This window comes from Blastomonas natatoria (assembly GCF_003201955.1).
GTDB classification, from domain to species: Bacteria; Pseudomonadota; Alphaproteobacteria; order Sphingomonadales; family Sphingomonadaceae; genus Blastomonas; species Blastomonas natatoria.
The window spans coordinates 102,464-117,709 of the sequence record NZ_QJJM01000001.1 but is presented as its reverse complement, the minus strand read 5'-3'; the positions used below and the strand labels follow the sequence as shown (position 1 = coordinate 117,709).

Here is a 15,246-nt window from a genome sequence, read left to right as displayed (position 1 = left end):
ATCGCACCTTCAGGTGTTACTGTTCGAACTCAAGCTGCAAAAGGGAACAGCCGCGGTCATGAAGCTCGACGATTACCGCACCAGCGACAATATTTCCGACCAGCGCGGCGGTGGCGGAGGCGGCGGATTCAACCTGCCTATCGGTGGGGGGAAGATGGGGATCGGGACCATCCTGATCCTGGGCATTGCCGCACTCGTCTTCGGCATCAATCCGATGGAGCTGATGCAGGGCGGCGGGCTGCCGGGCGGTGCACCGGTCGCGACGCAGCAAGGCGGCCAGAATGCCGCGCAAAGCTGCGCCGTCGACGAAAAGAGCAAGTTCAGCTGCCAGGTGCTCGCCAGCACCGAGGACACTTGGGGCGCAATATTTCGCGAACAAGGCCAGCAATATCAGCCCGCCACGCTGACCTTCTATGATCGCAACGGCCAGTCCGGTTGCGGCGCGGCGCAAAGCGCGATGGGGCCGTTCTATTGCCCGGCGGACAACGGCATCTATCTCGACACCAGCTTTTTCGACGAGCTTGCGACGCGCTTCCAGGCGGCGGGCGATTTTGCCCAGGCCTATGTCATCGCGCACGAGGTCGGCCATCATATCCAGACGATCACCGGCCGATCGAACGAGGTCCGCCGCGCGCAGCAGGCTACGAGCGAGGCCGAGGGCAACGAGCTGCAGGTCCGCATGGAGCTGGAAGCAGATTGCTATGCGGGCCTCTGGGCAGCGCGCAACCGCGACCGGATCGAGCCGGGCGATATCGAGGAAGGGCTGACTGCGGCCAACGCGATTGGCGACGATACGCTGCAAAAGGCGGCAGGGCGCAGGCCAGTGCCGGAAAGCTTCACGCACGGCACCTCGGCACAGCGCATGGCATGGTTGAAGAAAGGATTGACGACCGGCGATCCGGCCCAGTGCGACACGTTCAGCGCCGCGCGATTGTAACCGGAGGCATCGTTTGCCAGTATGATGCGTATGCGCTGTCACAAGGCGCCTGAACAGGCGCGCGACAACAGGGGACGACATATGCGCCAGACCGTTATCACTATTGCCACGCTCGCGCTTCTGGGCACTGCACTGCCCGCCGCCGCGCAGAACCAGGCGGCCGACAAACCGCGCTCCACCGAGAAGATGGCCGAAGACGTGGTGACCCAGCCTGTCGAGGATGTCGGGATCGACAAGAAGGACATTCCGGAAAACCTGCTGCGCATCCAGGACAAGCCCTATTCGCTGGTCGGCATCAAGACCTGCGCGCAGATCCGCAGCGCGATCGGCGACATGGACGCCGTTCTGGGCGAGGATCTGGACGTTCCCTACGAAGCGACGCGCGACGACAAGCGCAAGGACACGGCGGGCAAGATCGGCGGCTTGCTGGTCAACTCGATCATTCCCTTCCGCGGCGTGATCCGCGAGATTTCCGGCGCAGCTGCGCAGGAGCGGCGGTACAATGCAGCCGTCTATGCCGGCGTCGTGCGGCGCAGCTTCCTGAAGGGCGTCGGATTGCAGCGCGGCTGCAAATATCCGGCGGCACCCGACCCGAAGGCAGTGAAGTAAACTCCGCCCTTGATGAATTGCCGTTCTCCGGCGAAAGCCGGAGTCCAGAAGTGGGGTGGTTCCATCTCGCCACTGGATTCCGGCTTTCGCCGGAAAACGGTGACGGTCAGCAAGGTATACACGACATGCGACGTTTTCCGGTGCGGCGGCTGGGCGATTGCCATACGGTCGATGATTTTCGCGAACTGGCCCGCAAGAAGCTGCCCTATCCGGTGTTCCATTATATCGACGGTGCCGCCGATGACGAGGTGACCCGCAACCGCAACACCCAGGCCTATGAAGACTGCGACCTCGTCCCCAACGTGCTCGCGGGTGTCGCCGATATCGACATGTCGACTACAGTGATGGGCCGCAGGATCGACATGCCGCTGTTCCTTTCCCCGACCGCACTGCAGCGGCTGTTCCACTGGCGCGGCGAGAAGGCGGTCGGTGCGGCAGCGGAGAAGTTCGGGACGTTCTTCGGCATTTCCTCGCTCGCCACGGTGAGCCTGGCCGAGATCGGCGAGAGCATTTCCAGTCCCAAGCTGTTCCAGCTCTACGTCCACAAGGACAAGGGATTGAACGCCGCGCTGATCCAGGCAGCCAAGGCAGCGAAATTCGATGCGCTGGCGCTCACGGTCGATACCATCGTCTCGGGCAAGCGCGAGCGCTGCCTGCACACCGGCTTCACCTCGCCGCCGCGCCTTACGCCGTCGTCTGCTATCAGCTTCGCGACGCATCCCGGCTGGACGCTCAACTATCTGGGGCGTGAGCGTTTCTCGCTGCCCAATCTCGAGAGCCATGTCGCCGCTGGCACCGATGCGGCGATCTCGGTCGCGGACTATTTCAACACCATGCTCGATCAGAACATGGACTGGAAAATGGCCGAGCATATTCGAGCCGAATGGGGCGGCCCCTTCTGCCTGAAGGGCGTGATGAGCGTCGAGGACGCGCGGCGCGCGGTCGATATCGGTGCCACCGCGATCATGGTCTCCAACCATGGCGGGCGGCAGCTCGACGGCAGCCGCGCGCCGTTCGATCAACTCGCCGAGATCGTCGATGCAGTAGGCGACCGGATCGAGGTGATCTGCGATGGCGGCATCACGCGGGGCACGCATGTGCTGAAAGCCTTGAGCGTCGGGGCAAAAGCGTGCTCGGGCGGGCGGCTGTATCTTTACGCGCTCGCCGCCGGAGGGCAACGCGGGGTCGAGCGCACCCTTGCCAATCTGCGGGGCGAGATCGAGCGCGGCATGAAGCTGATGGGCGTGACCAGCATCGACCAGCTCAGCCGGAGCAATCTGCGCTGGCGCTAGCTATTTCGGACGGCCGACCTCGCCGGTCGCGCTGATGACGATGCGGTCGCTGTTGGTGCCGCGCGCCAGCACCACGGTGACGGGCATGTTGGGCAAGCCTGTCGCATCGAACCAGAAGCGTGCGCGGCCCTGATCCTCGGGCGTGCGCTCGCCCTCGCCCGTCGCGCCCTCGATCCGCGCAATCGTGCCGGGGTTCCAGTCGCGATTGGCCAGCGTGCGGGCGTTGAGCGGCACCCATTTGCGGTCCTGCCGCGCATCGAAGCCATAGCCCGAAGGCGCGATCCACACCGCAATCGGCCTTGCGCTCACCACCGCCTCGTCGCGCGCCGCCGCGACGCGTGCGGCGAAGCGATCGGCGTCTTCCGACAAGGCGGCACTATCCCCCGGCAGCGCCAGAACAACAGCCCCCGCGACAAGGCCGATGATGAACAGCACCACCATCAGCTCGATCAGGGTGAAGCCCTGATCGCCCTCACCCTTCCGCGCCTTCGGCGCTCCCTCCCTCTCCCACCGGGAGAGGGAAGGGGCCCGCGACGCGAAGCGTCGTGGGAAGGGTGAGGGTGACTTTGGTATCAATCCGCCCTCAAGCGCCATCTGCAGTAATATCCGCATTCTCCTCCTCGCCGCCCGGCGCGCCATCGGCACCCAGCGAATAGAGGTCGAAGGCGCCGGTCGTGCCGGGACTGACATATTGATACGGGCGGCCCCAGGGGTCCTGCGGCAGTTTCTTGATATAGCCACCGCTGCGATAGCGGCCGGGCTGGGCGAGCGTGGGCGGCGCCGTGACCAGCGCGTTGAGCCCTTCCGCCGTGCCCGGATAGGCAAGATTGTCGAGCCGATACATTTCGAGCGCCTGGCCAAGCGTCGCGATGTCGCTGCGCGCCTTTTCGGTCATCGCCTTGTCCTGGCTGGGCAGCACGTTGATGACGACGATGGTCGCGAGCAGGCCGATGATGAAGATCACCACCATCAGTTCGACCAGGGTGAAGCCGTTGGCGCGTTTGCGGTTTTCGCGGCTCAGGCGCTTCAACAGCAGGGTTCGGATGTTCAACATGGGGTCTTCCTCTAGAGTCCGGTCAGGTTTTGCAGCTGCAGGATCGGCAGCAGGATCGACAGGATGATCAGCGCGACCGCCCCGCCCATCACCACGATGATAGCCGGTTCCAGCAGCGCCATCGCGGTGGTCGTGAAATTGCGGAACTCGCGCTCCAGATAATCGGCCGCGCGTTCCAGCATGATGTCCAGTTGCCCCGCGCTTTCGCCGCTCGCCACCAGATAGACCAGCAGCGGCGGGAACGTGCCCGCATTGCGCAACGCCGCGGAGAGCGACCCGCCCGAGCGGATAGCCTCGACCGCCTGTTCCAGCGCCTCGCGCAGCACGCTGTTGCGTACGGTGCGCGTGGTGAGCTTCATGCCTTCGAGCAACGGCAGGCGGCTCTGCACCATGGTCGCGAGCGTCCGCGCCAGCCGCGCGGCGTTCATGTCGCGGATCAGCCGGCCGATAAACGGCAGCTTCAGCAGCAGCGTATCGACCCGGTATTTGAACGCCGGCACCTTCATCGCGCGCCAGAAGGCAAATCCTGCGAGCAGCAGCGCGACGACAATCGCCCACCACCAGTTGGCCAGAAAGGCGGAGATGCCAATCACGATGCGCGTGATCAGCGGCAGCTGCGTCTGGGCATTGTCGAACTGCTCGACCACGCGCGGCACCACCGAGATCATCAGGCCCGCGACCACGCCCAGCGCGACCAGGGTCAGGATGATCGGATAGGCGAGCGCGGAGATGAGCTTGCCGCGCACCTCGGCCTGCTGTTCGAGCAGCATCGCCAGCCGCTCGGTGATGACGGGCAGCGAGCCGGAGCTTTCGCCCGCGCTGATCATCGCACGATAGAGCGGGGGGAAGCTGCGCGGCTCGCGCGCCATCGCCTCAGCGAGCGATTGTCCTTCCATCACGCCTGCATGCACGTTGATGAGCACGGCGCGCGCGTTCGCCTTCTCGGTCTGGCGGCTGATCGTGCGCAGCGCCTCTTCCAGGGGGCTGACGCTCATCAGCGAGGACATTTGCCGGGTGAAAAGCGTCAATTGCTTGGGGCTCAGCCGCGCGGTCGCGTCGCGGGACAATAACGGTTTGCGCGGCGGCGCAGGCGACACCGCGACGATATGGAAGGACTTGCGGATGAGCGCGGCGCGCGCCTGCGCGTCGGAAGCGGCCGAGATGCGCCCTTCCCGCTCGCGCCCGGCCGCATCGATCACTCGATAGGCAAAGTCAGCCATCGATCGTTTCGGGCGGAGCCGGTTCCGCCTCGCGCCGGGAAATCCGGATCGCCTCTTCCGCCGTGGTCTGCCCGGTGCGCACCAGTTCGCGTGCGGCGGAACCCAGGTTCGGCGCGTTGAGGAAGGCGTGCCGCGCGATGATCGCCTCGTCGCCATTGTCGTTGATCAGACGGCGGATGGTCTCGTCCACCCGCACCGCCTCGAACACGCCGATGCGCCCGGCAAAGCCGGTATGGTTGCAGGCATCGCAGCCGACCGGGCGATAGACCACCGTCCCCTTGTCGAAGCCGAGCAGCGAGGCGAGCGAGCCATCGGCCTGGACAGGTTCGCGGCATTCGGGGCAAAGCCGCCGCACCAGCCGCTGCGCGACGACGGCGCGCAGCGTCGAGGCGAGCAGGAACGGCTCGATCTTCATGTCGCGCATGCGCGTGATCGCGCCGATCGCATCGTTGGTGTGCACGGTCGAGAGCACCAGATGCCCGGTCAGCGACGCCTGGACCGCGATTTCTGCCGTCTCGTGATCGCGGATTTCGCCGATCATGACGACATCAGGGTCCTGGCGCAGGATCGCGCGCAGCCCTGCTGCGAAGGTGAGCCCGACCTTGGCATTGACCTGGGTCTGGCCGACACCCTCGATCGCATATTCGACCGGGTCTTCGACCGTCAGCATGTTCCGCGAACCGTCATTGAGCTGCTTGAGGCACGAATAGAGCGTGGTCGTCTTGCCCGATCCGGTGGGCCCGGTGACCAGGATGATGCCATTGGGCTCGGCCAGGGCCTCGGCGAGGATCTTGTGGGTGCGCGGGCTCATGCCCAGCAGCCCCAGATCCATATTGGCATTTTCCTTGTCGAGCAGGCGCAGTACGACGCGTTCGCCGGCGCGGCTGGGCAGCGTCGAGACACGCACATCAAGCAGCTTGCCGCCGATGGTGAGGCCGATACGGCCGTCCTGCGGTACGCGGCGTTCGGCAATGTCGAGCCGCGCCATCACCTTGATGCGGCTGACGATCACGGGCGCGACATTGGGCGGCATGCGCAGCTTTTCCTGCAACACCCCGTCCATGCGCATGCGGATGACCAGACCGGTCTCATAGGGCTCGATATGGATGTCCGACACGCCCTGGCGCGCGGCCTCGGCGATCACGCCGTTGATCAGCCGGATCGCCGGCGCATCGTCGGCGCTGTCGAGAAGGTCCTCGGCACTGGGGAGATCTGCGGCGAGCAGCTCAAGATCGCCGCCATCGATGTTGAGCGAGCTAGCCATCGCGGCAGCATTGCCCTCGACCGCATAATGATCGGACAGATAGCGCTCGAACTGCGCGATTGGTGCCATTTCGACATCGAACGGCATCGCCAGATACCGGCGCACTTCGAGCAGCGCGACCGGGTCCGCACCCTCGCGCAGTGCAACCTTGAGCCGCCCGCCGGATTCGCCCAGCATCACCACGCCATTGTCACGGGCAAAGCCATAGGGGATATCGAGCATGACGCGGGTGAGCGTGCGTTCGACGGCGACGGTCGCCTCGCTGACGTCAGTGCTTGCGGCGGCCTCGTCAGGCGCATCGCCCTTGCGGATGATCATGGCTGGCCTCCGTTGGGCGGGAGTTCCTGCTGCTGTTGCTGTCCCTGCGCGGGCATGCTCGGCGGCAAGGTGGTGCTGTCGATCGGCGCGGTGCTCGGCATGGCGCGCGGCGCGATCACCTGATCGTTCGGTCCGGCGGCCGGCGCAACCGGCACGTTCGCGCCAAGATATTCCAGCACGATCTTGTCGAGCGACGGCTCTGCCTTGGGATCGAACTCGATCTGTGCGGCACGGACGAAATTGTAGCGCCGCGCTGCAAGCGCCTGCGCATCCGCCGCGGTCCGCAAAATGGTCGGGCGGATGAACACCATCAGGTTGGTCTTTGTGCGCTCCTTGCCGCGCGACTTGAACAGTTCACCGAGGATCGGAATATCGCCCAGCAGCGGTATCTTCTGGATGGTGCGGCGCTCGTTGTCGTCGAGCAGGCCGCCCAGCGCGATGATCTCGCGGTCCTTGACCGTGACCGTGGTCTTCACCTCGCGCTTGTTGATGATCAGCTCGTTGAAATCGTCGCTGACCGGGCCGACGATCGAGCTGACCTCCTGCCTGATGTCGAGCTTGACCTGGTTGCCCGCGTTGATCTGCGGCTTCACCTCGAGCTCGATGCCGACATTCTGGCGCTGGATCGTGCGGAAGGCATTGTCGAAATTGTTCGAAAGCGCTTCGCCGGTGCTGATCGGGATTTCCTGACCGAACAGGATCGATCCCTTCACATTGTCGTTCACGGTCAGCGACGGCGTCGACAGGATGTTCGACTCGCTGTCCTCCTGCACGGCGTTGATGATCGCTCCGAGCACGCGATTATTGCCGATATCGGCAGCAAAGCCCGAATAGCCGCCGCGCGCGCCCAGAATGCTGCTAGCGGCATTCTGGCGCAACGTGTCGCCGATGGCGCTGTTTGTGCTGGTGGTGACGGTGTTGCCGTTGATGACGGTGGTGGTCTGGTCGAGATTGTCCGCCAATATGCCACCGGCAATATCGAGAATGTTGGGAGAGACATTGGAAAACGGCGTCACGAGGAACGGAATGTCCTTGCCGCCGATCAGGAACTGCACGCCCAGCTCGCGTGCGACCCGGTCGGAAATCTCGACGATGATCGCCTCGACCAGCACCTGTTCCTGACGAATGTCGAGCTGGCGCACAAGTTCGGCCAGCGAGCGCTGGACATCGACCGGCGCCGAGATGATCACGGCGTTCGTGCCTTCATAGCGTGTGATGATCGCCTGCCCGCGCCCGTTGGACAGCGCCACCGCACCGCCGACCGGAGCAGAGGCTGCTGTAGGGGCCGCACCAGCAGCAGGCGCCGATACCGAGGTCGCCGCCATGGGCGTGACCGCACCGCCACCCTGGGCGCCGACCATCATCTGCAGCACCGGCACCAGCTGTTCGGCATCGGCATAATCGAGCCAGATCACGCGAATCTCGCTGCCGTTCGCCGCGCGCGCATCAAGCTCCTTGGCGATGGCGGTCAGCCGCGAGACCGTCGGCGCATCGCCGCGCAAGGCGACCGAATTGCTCGAATCCACCGCGACAACCGAGACCAGCGGAGCCCCGCCGCCCCCCTCGGCCCCGCCGCCGGGCGCAGGCGCAAGCTGCTGCAGCGTCATTGCGATCTCGCGCGCGCCGGCATGCGCCAGGGTGATGACCTGGGTGGTCGCATTGTCGCGGTCGATCTGGCCGATCAGCGCGCGGATACGGCGGATATTGTCGGCATAATCGGCGACGACCAGGCTGTTGCCGCTGCGATTGGCGGTGATCGATCCCTCGCGGCTGACCAGCGGGCGCAGCGTCTCGACCGCCGTGGTCGCGTCGATCGCGCGCAGGCGGAAGACTTCGGTCACGAACTCGTTCTGCGCGCCGCGGCTGCCGATCCGGCCCGGGGTCGAGGCAGCGCCGTCGACCGGCTGGATGCGATACGCCCCGTTCGCGGTCGGCACCGCGATCAGGCCATTGGCGCGCAGGGTGGAAAGAAAGACCTCGAAATATTCGCTGCGGCTCAAGGGCCGGTCGGTGACCACCGAGACCTTGCCCTGCACCCGGCCATCGATGATGAAGGTGCGCCCGGTAACCTGCGCAGCGTCCTCGATGAAGGCGCGCACATCGGCGTCGCGCACGTTCAGGCTGTGCTGCGCGGCTGCGGGCTGGGCAAATACGAGGGCCACGCCCAGCGCGAAAAGGGAGATGTGTTTTTTCATTGTTCCGGAATGATGATCGCGATGGGAAGGGTTTCGGTGCCACGCTCGACCTTGAGCGACAGGCGGGCGCCGGGCTTGAGCTGACCGGAAAGCGCTGCGCCATCTGCAGCTGAGCTGACCTTGCGGCCGTTGATTTCGACGACAATGTCACCCGGTCGGAAGCCGGCCTGCGCAAACACGCCGCCATCGCCCCGGGGGGTTACGGCAAAGCCGGTCGCGCGGCCATTTTCGGTGCGCGGGGCAAAGCCGATGCCGGCGGTGATTGCCTCTGCGGTCAGCGGGCCGGGTGCCTGGACGATGGGCGGTGGCACAGCGCCGCCGGCAGGTGCCGCAGTCATCGGCGCATCGCCGACGGTCTCTGCCGGGACCGACTGGTCGAGGAACAGGCTTTCGCGGGTACCACCACGTTCGAGCACGACATGGTCGAACAGCACCTGCACAAGCTTGACGCCGGGCGCCACCTCTTCGCCCACCGCATAGCTGCGCTGCACGCCGTCCGATCCTGCAATGATCGCGGAGCCTCCGCCCGAAGCCTCGTTCATGCGCAGGCCGTACAGCGTCAGGTCCAGCGATGTGACCGCAGCGCTGGCATCCTCGCTCCCGCCAGCGGCGCGATCAAAGCCGTCGAAACTGGCAAACAGGGCCGCGCGTGCGGCGGGCGACATGACATTGGCAGGACGCGCCTGCCAATCGCCAAGAGGCGCGATCGGCGTGACGATCGTCCAGACGAGGCGGGCGATCTGAATGATCAGCGTCAGCACAAGCAGCGCACGCACCCAGCCGTACAAGCCTTGCGGAAGAAATCGGGCCAGGCCGCTCTGCTGCCCCTGAAACCGCGCCAGACGGAAACGGGAAAGCGAGGCACTGAGGCCGGTCTGCGCGCCATTTTGGGCCGCTGATGCCACGAATCACTCCCCGCTTCAGGCCGATCCCCATGGCCTCGCGATGCTGCTAGGCGCAGCCCGTGACGGTTGGATTACCAGTTTGTGACAGTTATTTGAAGGCGATGCTGCGCCGCCCGAGGCGGAGGACATAAAAAGGGGAGCCGGCGCAATGTCCGGCTCCCCCAATTCAAGTTTCCGATTGGGCTGCCCCTGCAATCAGAATTGCAGCGATGCGCTGATCTGGAAGCCGCGGCCGATCTCATAGGCGTTGTTGAGAATGACCGAGCTGCCAAGCTGCTGGAACTCGACATAGTCGGTGCTCAGCAGGTTGCGCGCCTCGAATTTCAGCTCGCCCGTCTTGTTGAACAGCTTGAAGCCTTCGCGCCAGACAAAGTCCAGACGCGGGCCGGTGAATTCGACAAAGTCGGGCTGGCCGGCCGGACCGCGATTGGTGACGCGGTTGCTGTTCCATGACAGCAGGATGGTCTGCTGCGACAGGCGTTCGCCGGTGCTTTCCATGCCGAACTGGATATTGGCGATATGGTCCGACTGGCCGGTAAGGGCAAAGCCGCCGGTCCGGAAGATCGTCGAAGCCGACACCATCGCCCCGCTCAGCGGATCGGCGATCATGTCCTGCGCGGTCACCTTCACGTCGGAATTGGTGTAGGTGTAGTTGGCCGCGATCAGCATGCGGCGTTCCTCGAAGAACGTGCCGCCCAGATCGATCAGGTCGAAGAACTTCACCAGCTCGATTTCCGCACCATAAAGCGTGGCTGTCGGCGCGTTGGCAAAGGTGGTGAAGAAATTGTCCCCCTGGCGGAAGCCCAGATTCTCGATCGGATCCTTGATGTCCTTGTAGAAAATCGCTGCGGTGAAGCGCTGGTCACGCTCGAAATACCATTCGAAGCGGGTTTCCAGGTTGATCAGGCGGCTGTTCTTCAGGAACGGGTTGCCGAAGAAGGTGCGGTCGAATTCAAGGTCAAGATATTGCTGCGGCGCCAGTTCGCGGAACTGGGGGCGAGCAATGGTCTTCGACGCAGCGAAGCGCAACTGCATGTTTTCGGCGAGGTTCCAGGTCAGCGTCGCTGCCGGCAGCCAGTCGTCCTTCCTGATGTTGGTCGGCACCAGATTGGCGCTGCCCAGACCGAACAGGTCGATCGGCTGAACGAACTGATCGCCGTCCTCATAGCGGATACCCGCCTGCAGACGCAGGCTGTCTGCCAGTTCGGCCTCGAACTGCAAATAGCCGGCATGCACTTCAAGACCTGCATCATAGGCTGCGGCGCCGTTCGAGCCTGAGGTTTCGAACAGGCGGACGTCAAAGGTATAGATGTTGAAGTCCGAAAGCAGGAAATCGGGGCGCTGCTGCGACACCGCAAAGGGCAGCGGGCCCTGGCCGCTCAGGAAGCGGAAATCGCGACGGATCGAGGTACGGTCGTTCTTGTAATAGGCGTAGCCAGCGCTGAACGTGATCGGCACGCCGATATCGGTCTCGTACGCCAGGTCGACATTCGCGCCATAGACATTGTCGTCCAGATCGCTGAACGCGATGCGCGCGCCCTCGCCCGCCGACTGCAGATCGTTGACGAAATCGTTCGCAGCGGCGCTGAACGTGTAATCGAAGGTCCGCTCGTAAGGCGCTTCACGCTGCGAGTTGGCATAGCTGCCGCGGAAGTTGAGGCGGAAATCGTCGAACTTCATCTCGCCAACGAACTGCGTGTTGATCAGCTGACGTTCGAACCAGTTGGTACGGCTGCGGTTGATCAGCCGAGTATCGGTGATGCGCGCATCGATGCCTTCGCGGATCGAGGCGTCCTTGAGCGAGTCGCGGATGAACAGGTTGGTCCATTTGAACTTGTGCTCGCCGACATCGGCGGTAACGCCGAACAGGCCGTTCACGACAACGCGGTTTTCGGTCGTCAGATAGTTGAAATTGATGTCGGGCAGCAGGGTATCGACACCGTTCACCGGCACGATGCCCTGCGAAATCTGCTGGACGCCGCCACGCGTGCGCCAGGTGTTGTTGATGCCCGCCGCACCGACGATGCCGATATTGACATCGCCGACAAGGAAGTTGGTGGCACCGCTGACCTGGCCGGAGAAGTTGACCGGAATGTTGTTGTTGCGCTGGATCAGCGAGGTGTTGGCATTGGCTAGGCTCGCGGTCAGGTCACGCACCTGGGCCTGCGTGAAATTGGCGCCGGCGGTGATCGGATTGCCCGAAGCAAAGGCGTCGCGCAGGTTGCGCGGCAGCGTGCGGGCACCGTTGTCGAAGCCGGTAAAGTCGGTCGACGAACCGAAATAGGTATAGCCGACCTCGCCGGTGGTGATGGTATCGCCGCCGGTGCTGAACTCGATCTTGAAGAACGGATCACGCGGCACCGACTTGGTGGTGAGGTTGATCGCGCCACCGCCGAATTCGCCCGGATAATCGACCGAATAGCTCTTCTGGATGGTGGTCGAGGCGATGACACTGGTCGGGAAGATGTCGAGCGGGACCGTACGGCGCAGCGGATCGGGCGAGGTCAGCGGCGATCCGTTCATCAGCGCGAGCGAATAGCGTTCGCCCAGGCCACGCACGAACACGAAGCGACCACCCACGACACTGAGGCCGGTGACGCGCTGGAGCGATCCGGCAATGTCGCCATCGGCAGTGCGGGCGATATCGGCCTCGCTCAGCACCGAGACGACTTCGGGCGTCGCCTTGATCGGGTTGGGGATGAAGCGGCCACGCACGACGATTTCGCTGTTGCCACCGGCACCGGGACCGGAGATTTCGATATCGTCTTCGGCCGGCACCTCTTCAGCCGGGGCATCGGCAGCGGGAGCATCGGCCTGGGGCGCGGGTGCTTCCTGGGCAAAGGCCGCCGGCGAAACCAGCGCCGAGCTGACCATCAGCAATGCAGCGAATGAAAGCGGCGTGAACTTCGCCATAAATCCCTCCAGAAATTCAAAAAAGGGGCGGCGGCGTGGTGTCGCCGCCGCCCCGTAACCGGTCAGCGGTCTGCAATCAGGTGGTCGGAATGCTCGGCGCGGCGGTGCAGGCCGGGGTCGTGCTGTAAAGACCGCAGGTCCAGCCCTGGAAGCGCGTGTCAGCCGCATCGCGGACGGCACCGATATAGGTGACGGCGTTGTAGAAGCTGTTGATCGCGGTCACGTTGAACACCGGACGGGCGGTCTCGTTCGCACCGTTGATGAAGATGCCCGACAGGGTCGAGGTGCCGTTGGTCACGTTGTTGGAACCGCCGGTGAACAGCGCCTGGATCGCGGAGACGGCCACGTTGCCATCGTCGGTAAAGGCGTTGGGGCAGCTCAGGAACACCGATTCAAAGCGCGGCGGGCCGGCTTCGTCACCGGCACCGGCGGTGCCGGTCGCCTGCACCGTCACGGCCGAGTCGACATCGAGACACCAGCCGGGACCGGTCAGCACGCTATTGAAGGCGGCAAAGTCCATGCCGCCACGCAGCAGGATGGCCGCTTCGTCAGCCGTGGTCTGGGTCGAGACGAAGGTCGCGTTCGACATCGACCAGGCGGTGCGCGGCTCAGCCTGTTCGTTGCCGTTCGAGTCGCCCTCGATCACATGGTTGGCGCTGGCAGTCTGGATGCCGAGCAGGAACTGGTTGAAGCCCTTGTAGCCCAGGTCCATGTCGAACGTGTCGTCGTCATTGCCCAGACCGACGAGGTTGCGGCCGTTTACGCGTCCGCCGAACCATTCGATGCCGTCGTCCGAGCTGTTATAGACCTGGACGTTCTGGAAGAAGGTGCCTGAACCCACGCCTGCCAGGGTGATGCCGTTGAGCTCGTTGCCCGGCTGGACTTCGAAGCCCGAATAGCGGACCTGGAAGAAGGCGATGCGGCCGCTGTTGTCGGCCGGCACGGCGCCGCCATAATTGGCGTTGGTGCCTTCGACGACGCCCGAGCAATCGGTGCGGGTGCCGCCCGGGTTGGTCGGCGATCCGGTGGCGCAGTCAGACAGCGGCGCGCGGCCGAGGATCACGACGCCGCCCCACAGACCCTTGGAATTGGCGGTTGCGGTTCCGACGATGTTGTCGCGCGCGGTGAAGACGATCGGCTGGGTGGCAGTACCTTCGGCGAACAGCTGCGATCCGCGGTTCACCAGCAGGAAGTCCGCGCCCGACGAACCAAAGAAGGTCACGCCCGGCTCGATCGTCAGGATCGCAGGGGTGCCGGTGCTGGCGGTGGGACCGACATCGATGCCGACCTGGACGCGACCCGACAGCGAATAGACGGTGCCGGCGCGGCGCGGGATCACCAGGTTGGAGGTGATGGTTCCCGAAAGCTGGCAGTTGCGGACAGTCGCACCCGAACCGGTGGTGATGGTGCCGACATTGGCCGTGCCATTGGGGCAATCGGCAGCCGGGCCGGTGGGCGTCGGGGTCGGAGTGGGCGTCGGTGCCGGGGCCGGGGCGGGAGCCGGGGCCGGAGCCGGGATGACGATGGTGCCTTCGCCCGGCGAGGCAACGTCATCAGCACCGCATGCGGTGACGGCAAGAGCGGCCACCGAAACCATCAGGACCGAACGAACACGTGCATTAAGCATCTTGGAATCTCCGCAAATCAGGACAGCAGGCGCTGTCAGCCTTTTGAGGAACGAGCGGAGATGTTGTGATTCCCACCCCCTGGAACACCGTTCGGGGCGGCAGATAGGCAGGCATGATGACCCTGACGGGCCATTTCGATGACAGGTCGAAGACAGGTATGTGACGATTTGGAGTCTTATGTGAAGATTGTGCGACAATCTCGCCGGGTCAGCGGTCAAACCCGCAGATTCGCGCGCCTTGCGACGGCTTCACTATCTGTAGACGAAAGCGTGCAAACAATTGCCGGAGAACAGCACGCGCTGCGCAACGGCCCGAAATAAAGCCCCGCGTGGCCTAAATGCCACATGTTCCTGGGCCAAAATGAAACCCGGCCGGATGCATGTCCGGCCGGGCTTGCAATGCTATCCATGCCTGAAGGCAGCGAGGCTCAGCGGCTGGCATAGCCCTGATCGAGCCGGCGCAGCGCATGGCGCGCAGCGACGCGGCTGTCCATCACGCGCCCGTCGGACAGGATGACATCAAAGGAGCGATCGGCGCCGATGGCAGCCTCGTAATGGCGGCGCGCCGAGGCGGTGTCGCCCATCTTCGCATAAGCCAGCCCCATGTTGATCAACCGAGCGGGATCGCGGCGGGCGGCGGGGGAAACCTGTTTTTCTGCGGCCTGCATCTGTTCGAGCGCGACCGGATAATTGCCCTTGAGCAGCGCGGCATAGCCGAGCGAGCCGCTCTCATAGCCGATTTCGTTCGCCGCCGCCCGGCTCTGCACAGGCTGGGCAACAGCCGGAGCAGCCATACCGAGGGCGGCCAGGGCCGCGAATGTGATAACTTTGGTGTTCATGTCGGCATATCCTTTCCATGTGTGACGAGCCAAATGCTACGCTTATGTGACAATGATGGCAATATGAATGTCA

At 64.2% G+C, this 15,246-nt stretch carries 12 protein-coding genes; 3 read left to right on the top strand and 9 right to left on the bottom strand.

From position 1 onward, the window contains the following. The first annotated feature begins 58 nt into the window (after nucleotides 1–58). From ypfJ to C7451_RS00610, 3 genes are all read left to right on the top strand, one after another. Entirely contained in the window at nucleotides 59–937 is an 879-nt protein-coding gene (gene ypfJ / locus C7451_RS00620; RefSeq protein ID WP_110297399.1) for a KPN_02809 family neutral zinc metallopeptidase, read from the top strand. Nucleotides 938–1,018: 81 nt separating this feature from the next. Next, nucleotides 1,019–1,546 (top strand): hypothetical protein, encoded by a 528-nt coding sequence (locus C7451_RS00615; RefSeq protein WP_146215262.1) that lies wholly within the window; start codon nucleotides 1,019–1,021, stop codon nucleotides 1,544–1,546. 125 nt (nucleotides 1,547–1,671) lie between these two features. Then, the gene (locus tag C7451_RS00610; protein WP_110297047.1) at nucleotides 1,672–2,838 is read left to right on the top strand and encodes an alpha-hydroxy acid oxidase; all 1,167 of its coding nucleotides are present in this window, start codon (nucleotides 1,672–1,674) and stop codon (nucleotides 2,836–2,838) included. Here C7451_RS00610 and gspH read toward each other — a convergent pair whose 3' ends face one another. From gspH to C7451_RS00565, 9 genes are all read right to left on the bottom strand, one after another. Further along, nucleotides 2,839–3,432: a type II secretion system minor pseudopilin GspH gene (gene gspH, locus C7451_RS00605; RefSeq protein ID WP_110297046.1), complete on the bottom strand. Its 594-nt coding sequence runs from the start codon at nucleotides 3,430–3,432 to the stop codon at nucleotides 2,839–2,841. Further along, the gene (gspG, locus tag C7451_RS00600) at nucleotides 3,422–3,892 is read right to left on the bottom strand and encodes a type II secretion system major pseudopilin GspG (protein WP_110297045.1); all 471 of its coding nucleotides are present in this window, start codon (nucleotides 3,890–3,892) and stop codon (nucleotides 3,422–3,424) included. The genes gspH and gspG overlap by 11 nt, the downstream gene beginning before the upstream one ends. An 11-nt stretch (nucleotides 3,893–3,903) precedes the next feature. Next, entirely contained in the window at nucleotides 3,904–5,112 is a 1,209-nt protein-coding gene (gspF, locus tag C7451_RS00595) for a type II secretion system inner membrane protein GspF (protein WP_110297044.1), read from the bottom strand. Beyond that, nucleotides 5,105–6,598, bottom strand: coding sequence for a type II secretion system ATPase GspE (gene gspE / locus C7451_RS00590; protein ID WP_244181503.1), 1,494 nt, complete (start codon nucleotides 6,596–6,598; stop codon nucleotides 5,105–5,107). Before gspE ends, gspF begins: the two co-directional genes overlap by 8 nt. A 92-nt stretch (nucleotides 6,599–6,690) precedes the next feature. Then, nucleotides 6,691–8,889 (bottom strand): type II secretion system secretin GspD, encoded by a 2,199-nt coding sequence (gspD, locus tag C7451_RS00585; protein WP_110297042.1) that lies wholly within the window; start codon nucleotides 8,887–8,889, stop codon nucleotides 6,691–6,693. Continuing rightward, nucleotides 8,886–9,794 carry a type II secretion system protein N gene (locus tag C7451_RS00580; protein WP_244181457.1) on the bottom strand — a complete coding sequence of 303 codons (909 nt, stop codon included), beginning with the start codon at nucleotides 9,792–9,794 and terminating at the stop codon, nucleotides 8,886–8,888. Before C7451_RS00580 ends, gspD begins: the two co-directional genes overlap by 4 nt. 195 nt (nucleotides 9,795–9,989) lie before the next feature. Beyond that, nucleotides 9,990–12,707 (bottom strand): TonB-dependent receptor domain-containing protein, encoded by a 2,718-nt coding sequence (locus tag C7451_RS00575; RefSeq protein WP_110297041.1) that lies wholly within the window; start codon nucleotides 12,705–12,707, stop codon nucleotides 9,990–9,992. Between the two features lie 76 nt (nucleotides 12,708–12,783). Continuing rightward, a complete protein-coding gene (locus tag C7451_RS00570; RefSeq protein WP_110297040.1) occupies nucleotides 12,784–14,334 on the bottom strand; it encodes a hypothetical protein in 1,551 nt (516 codons plus the stop codon). Between the two features lie 428 nt (nucleotides 14,335–14,762). Further along, nucleotides 14,763–15,173 carry a hypothetical protein gene (locus C7451_RS00565; RefSeq protein ID WP_110297039.1) on the bottom strand — a complete coding sequence of 137 codons (411 nt, stop codon included), beginning with the start codon at nucleotides 15,171–15,173 and terminating at the stop codon, nucleotides 14,763–14,765. Between the last annotated feature and the right edge of the window lie 73 nt (nucleotides 15,174–15,246).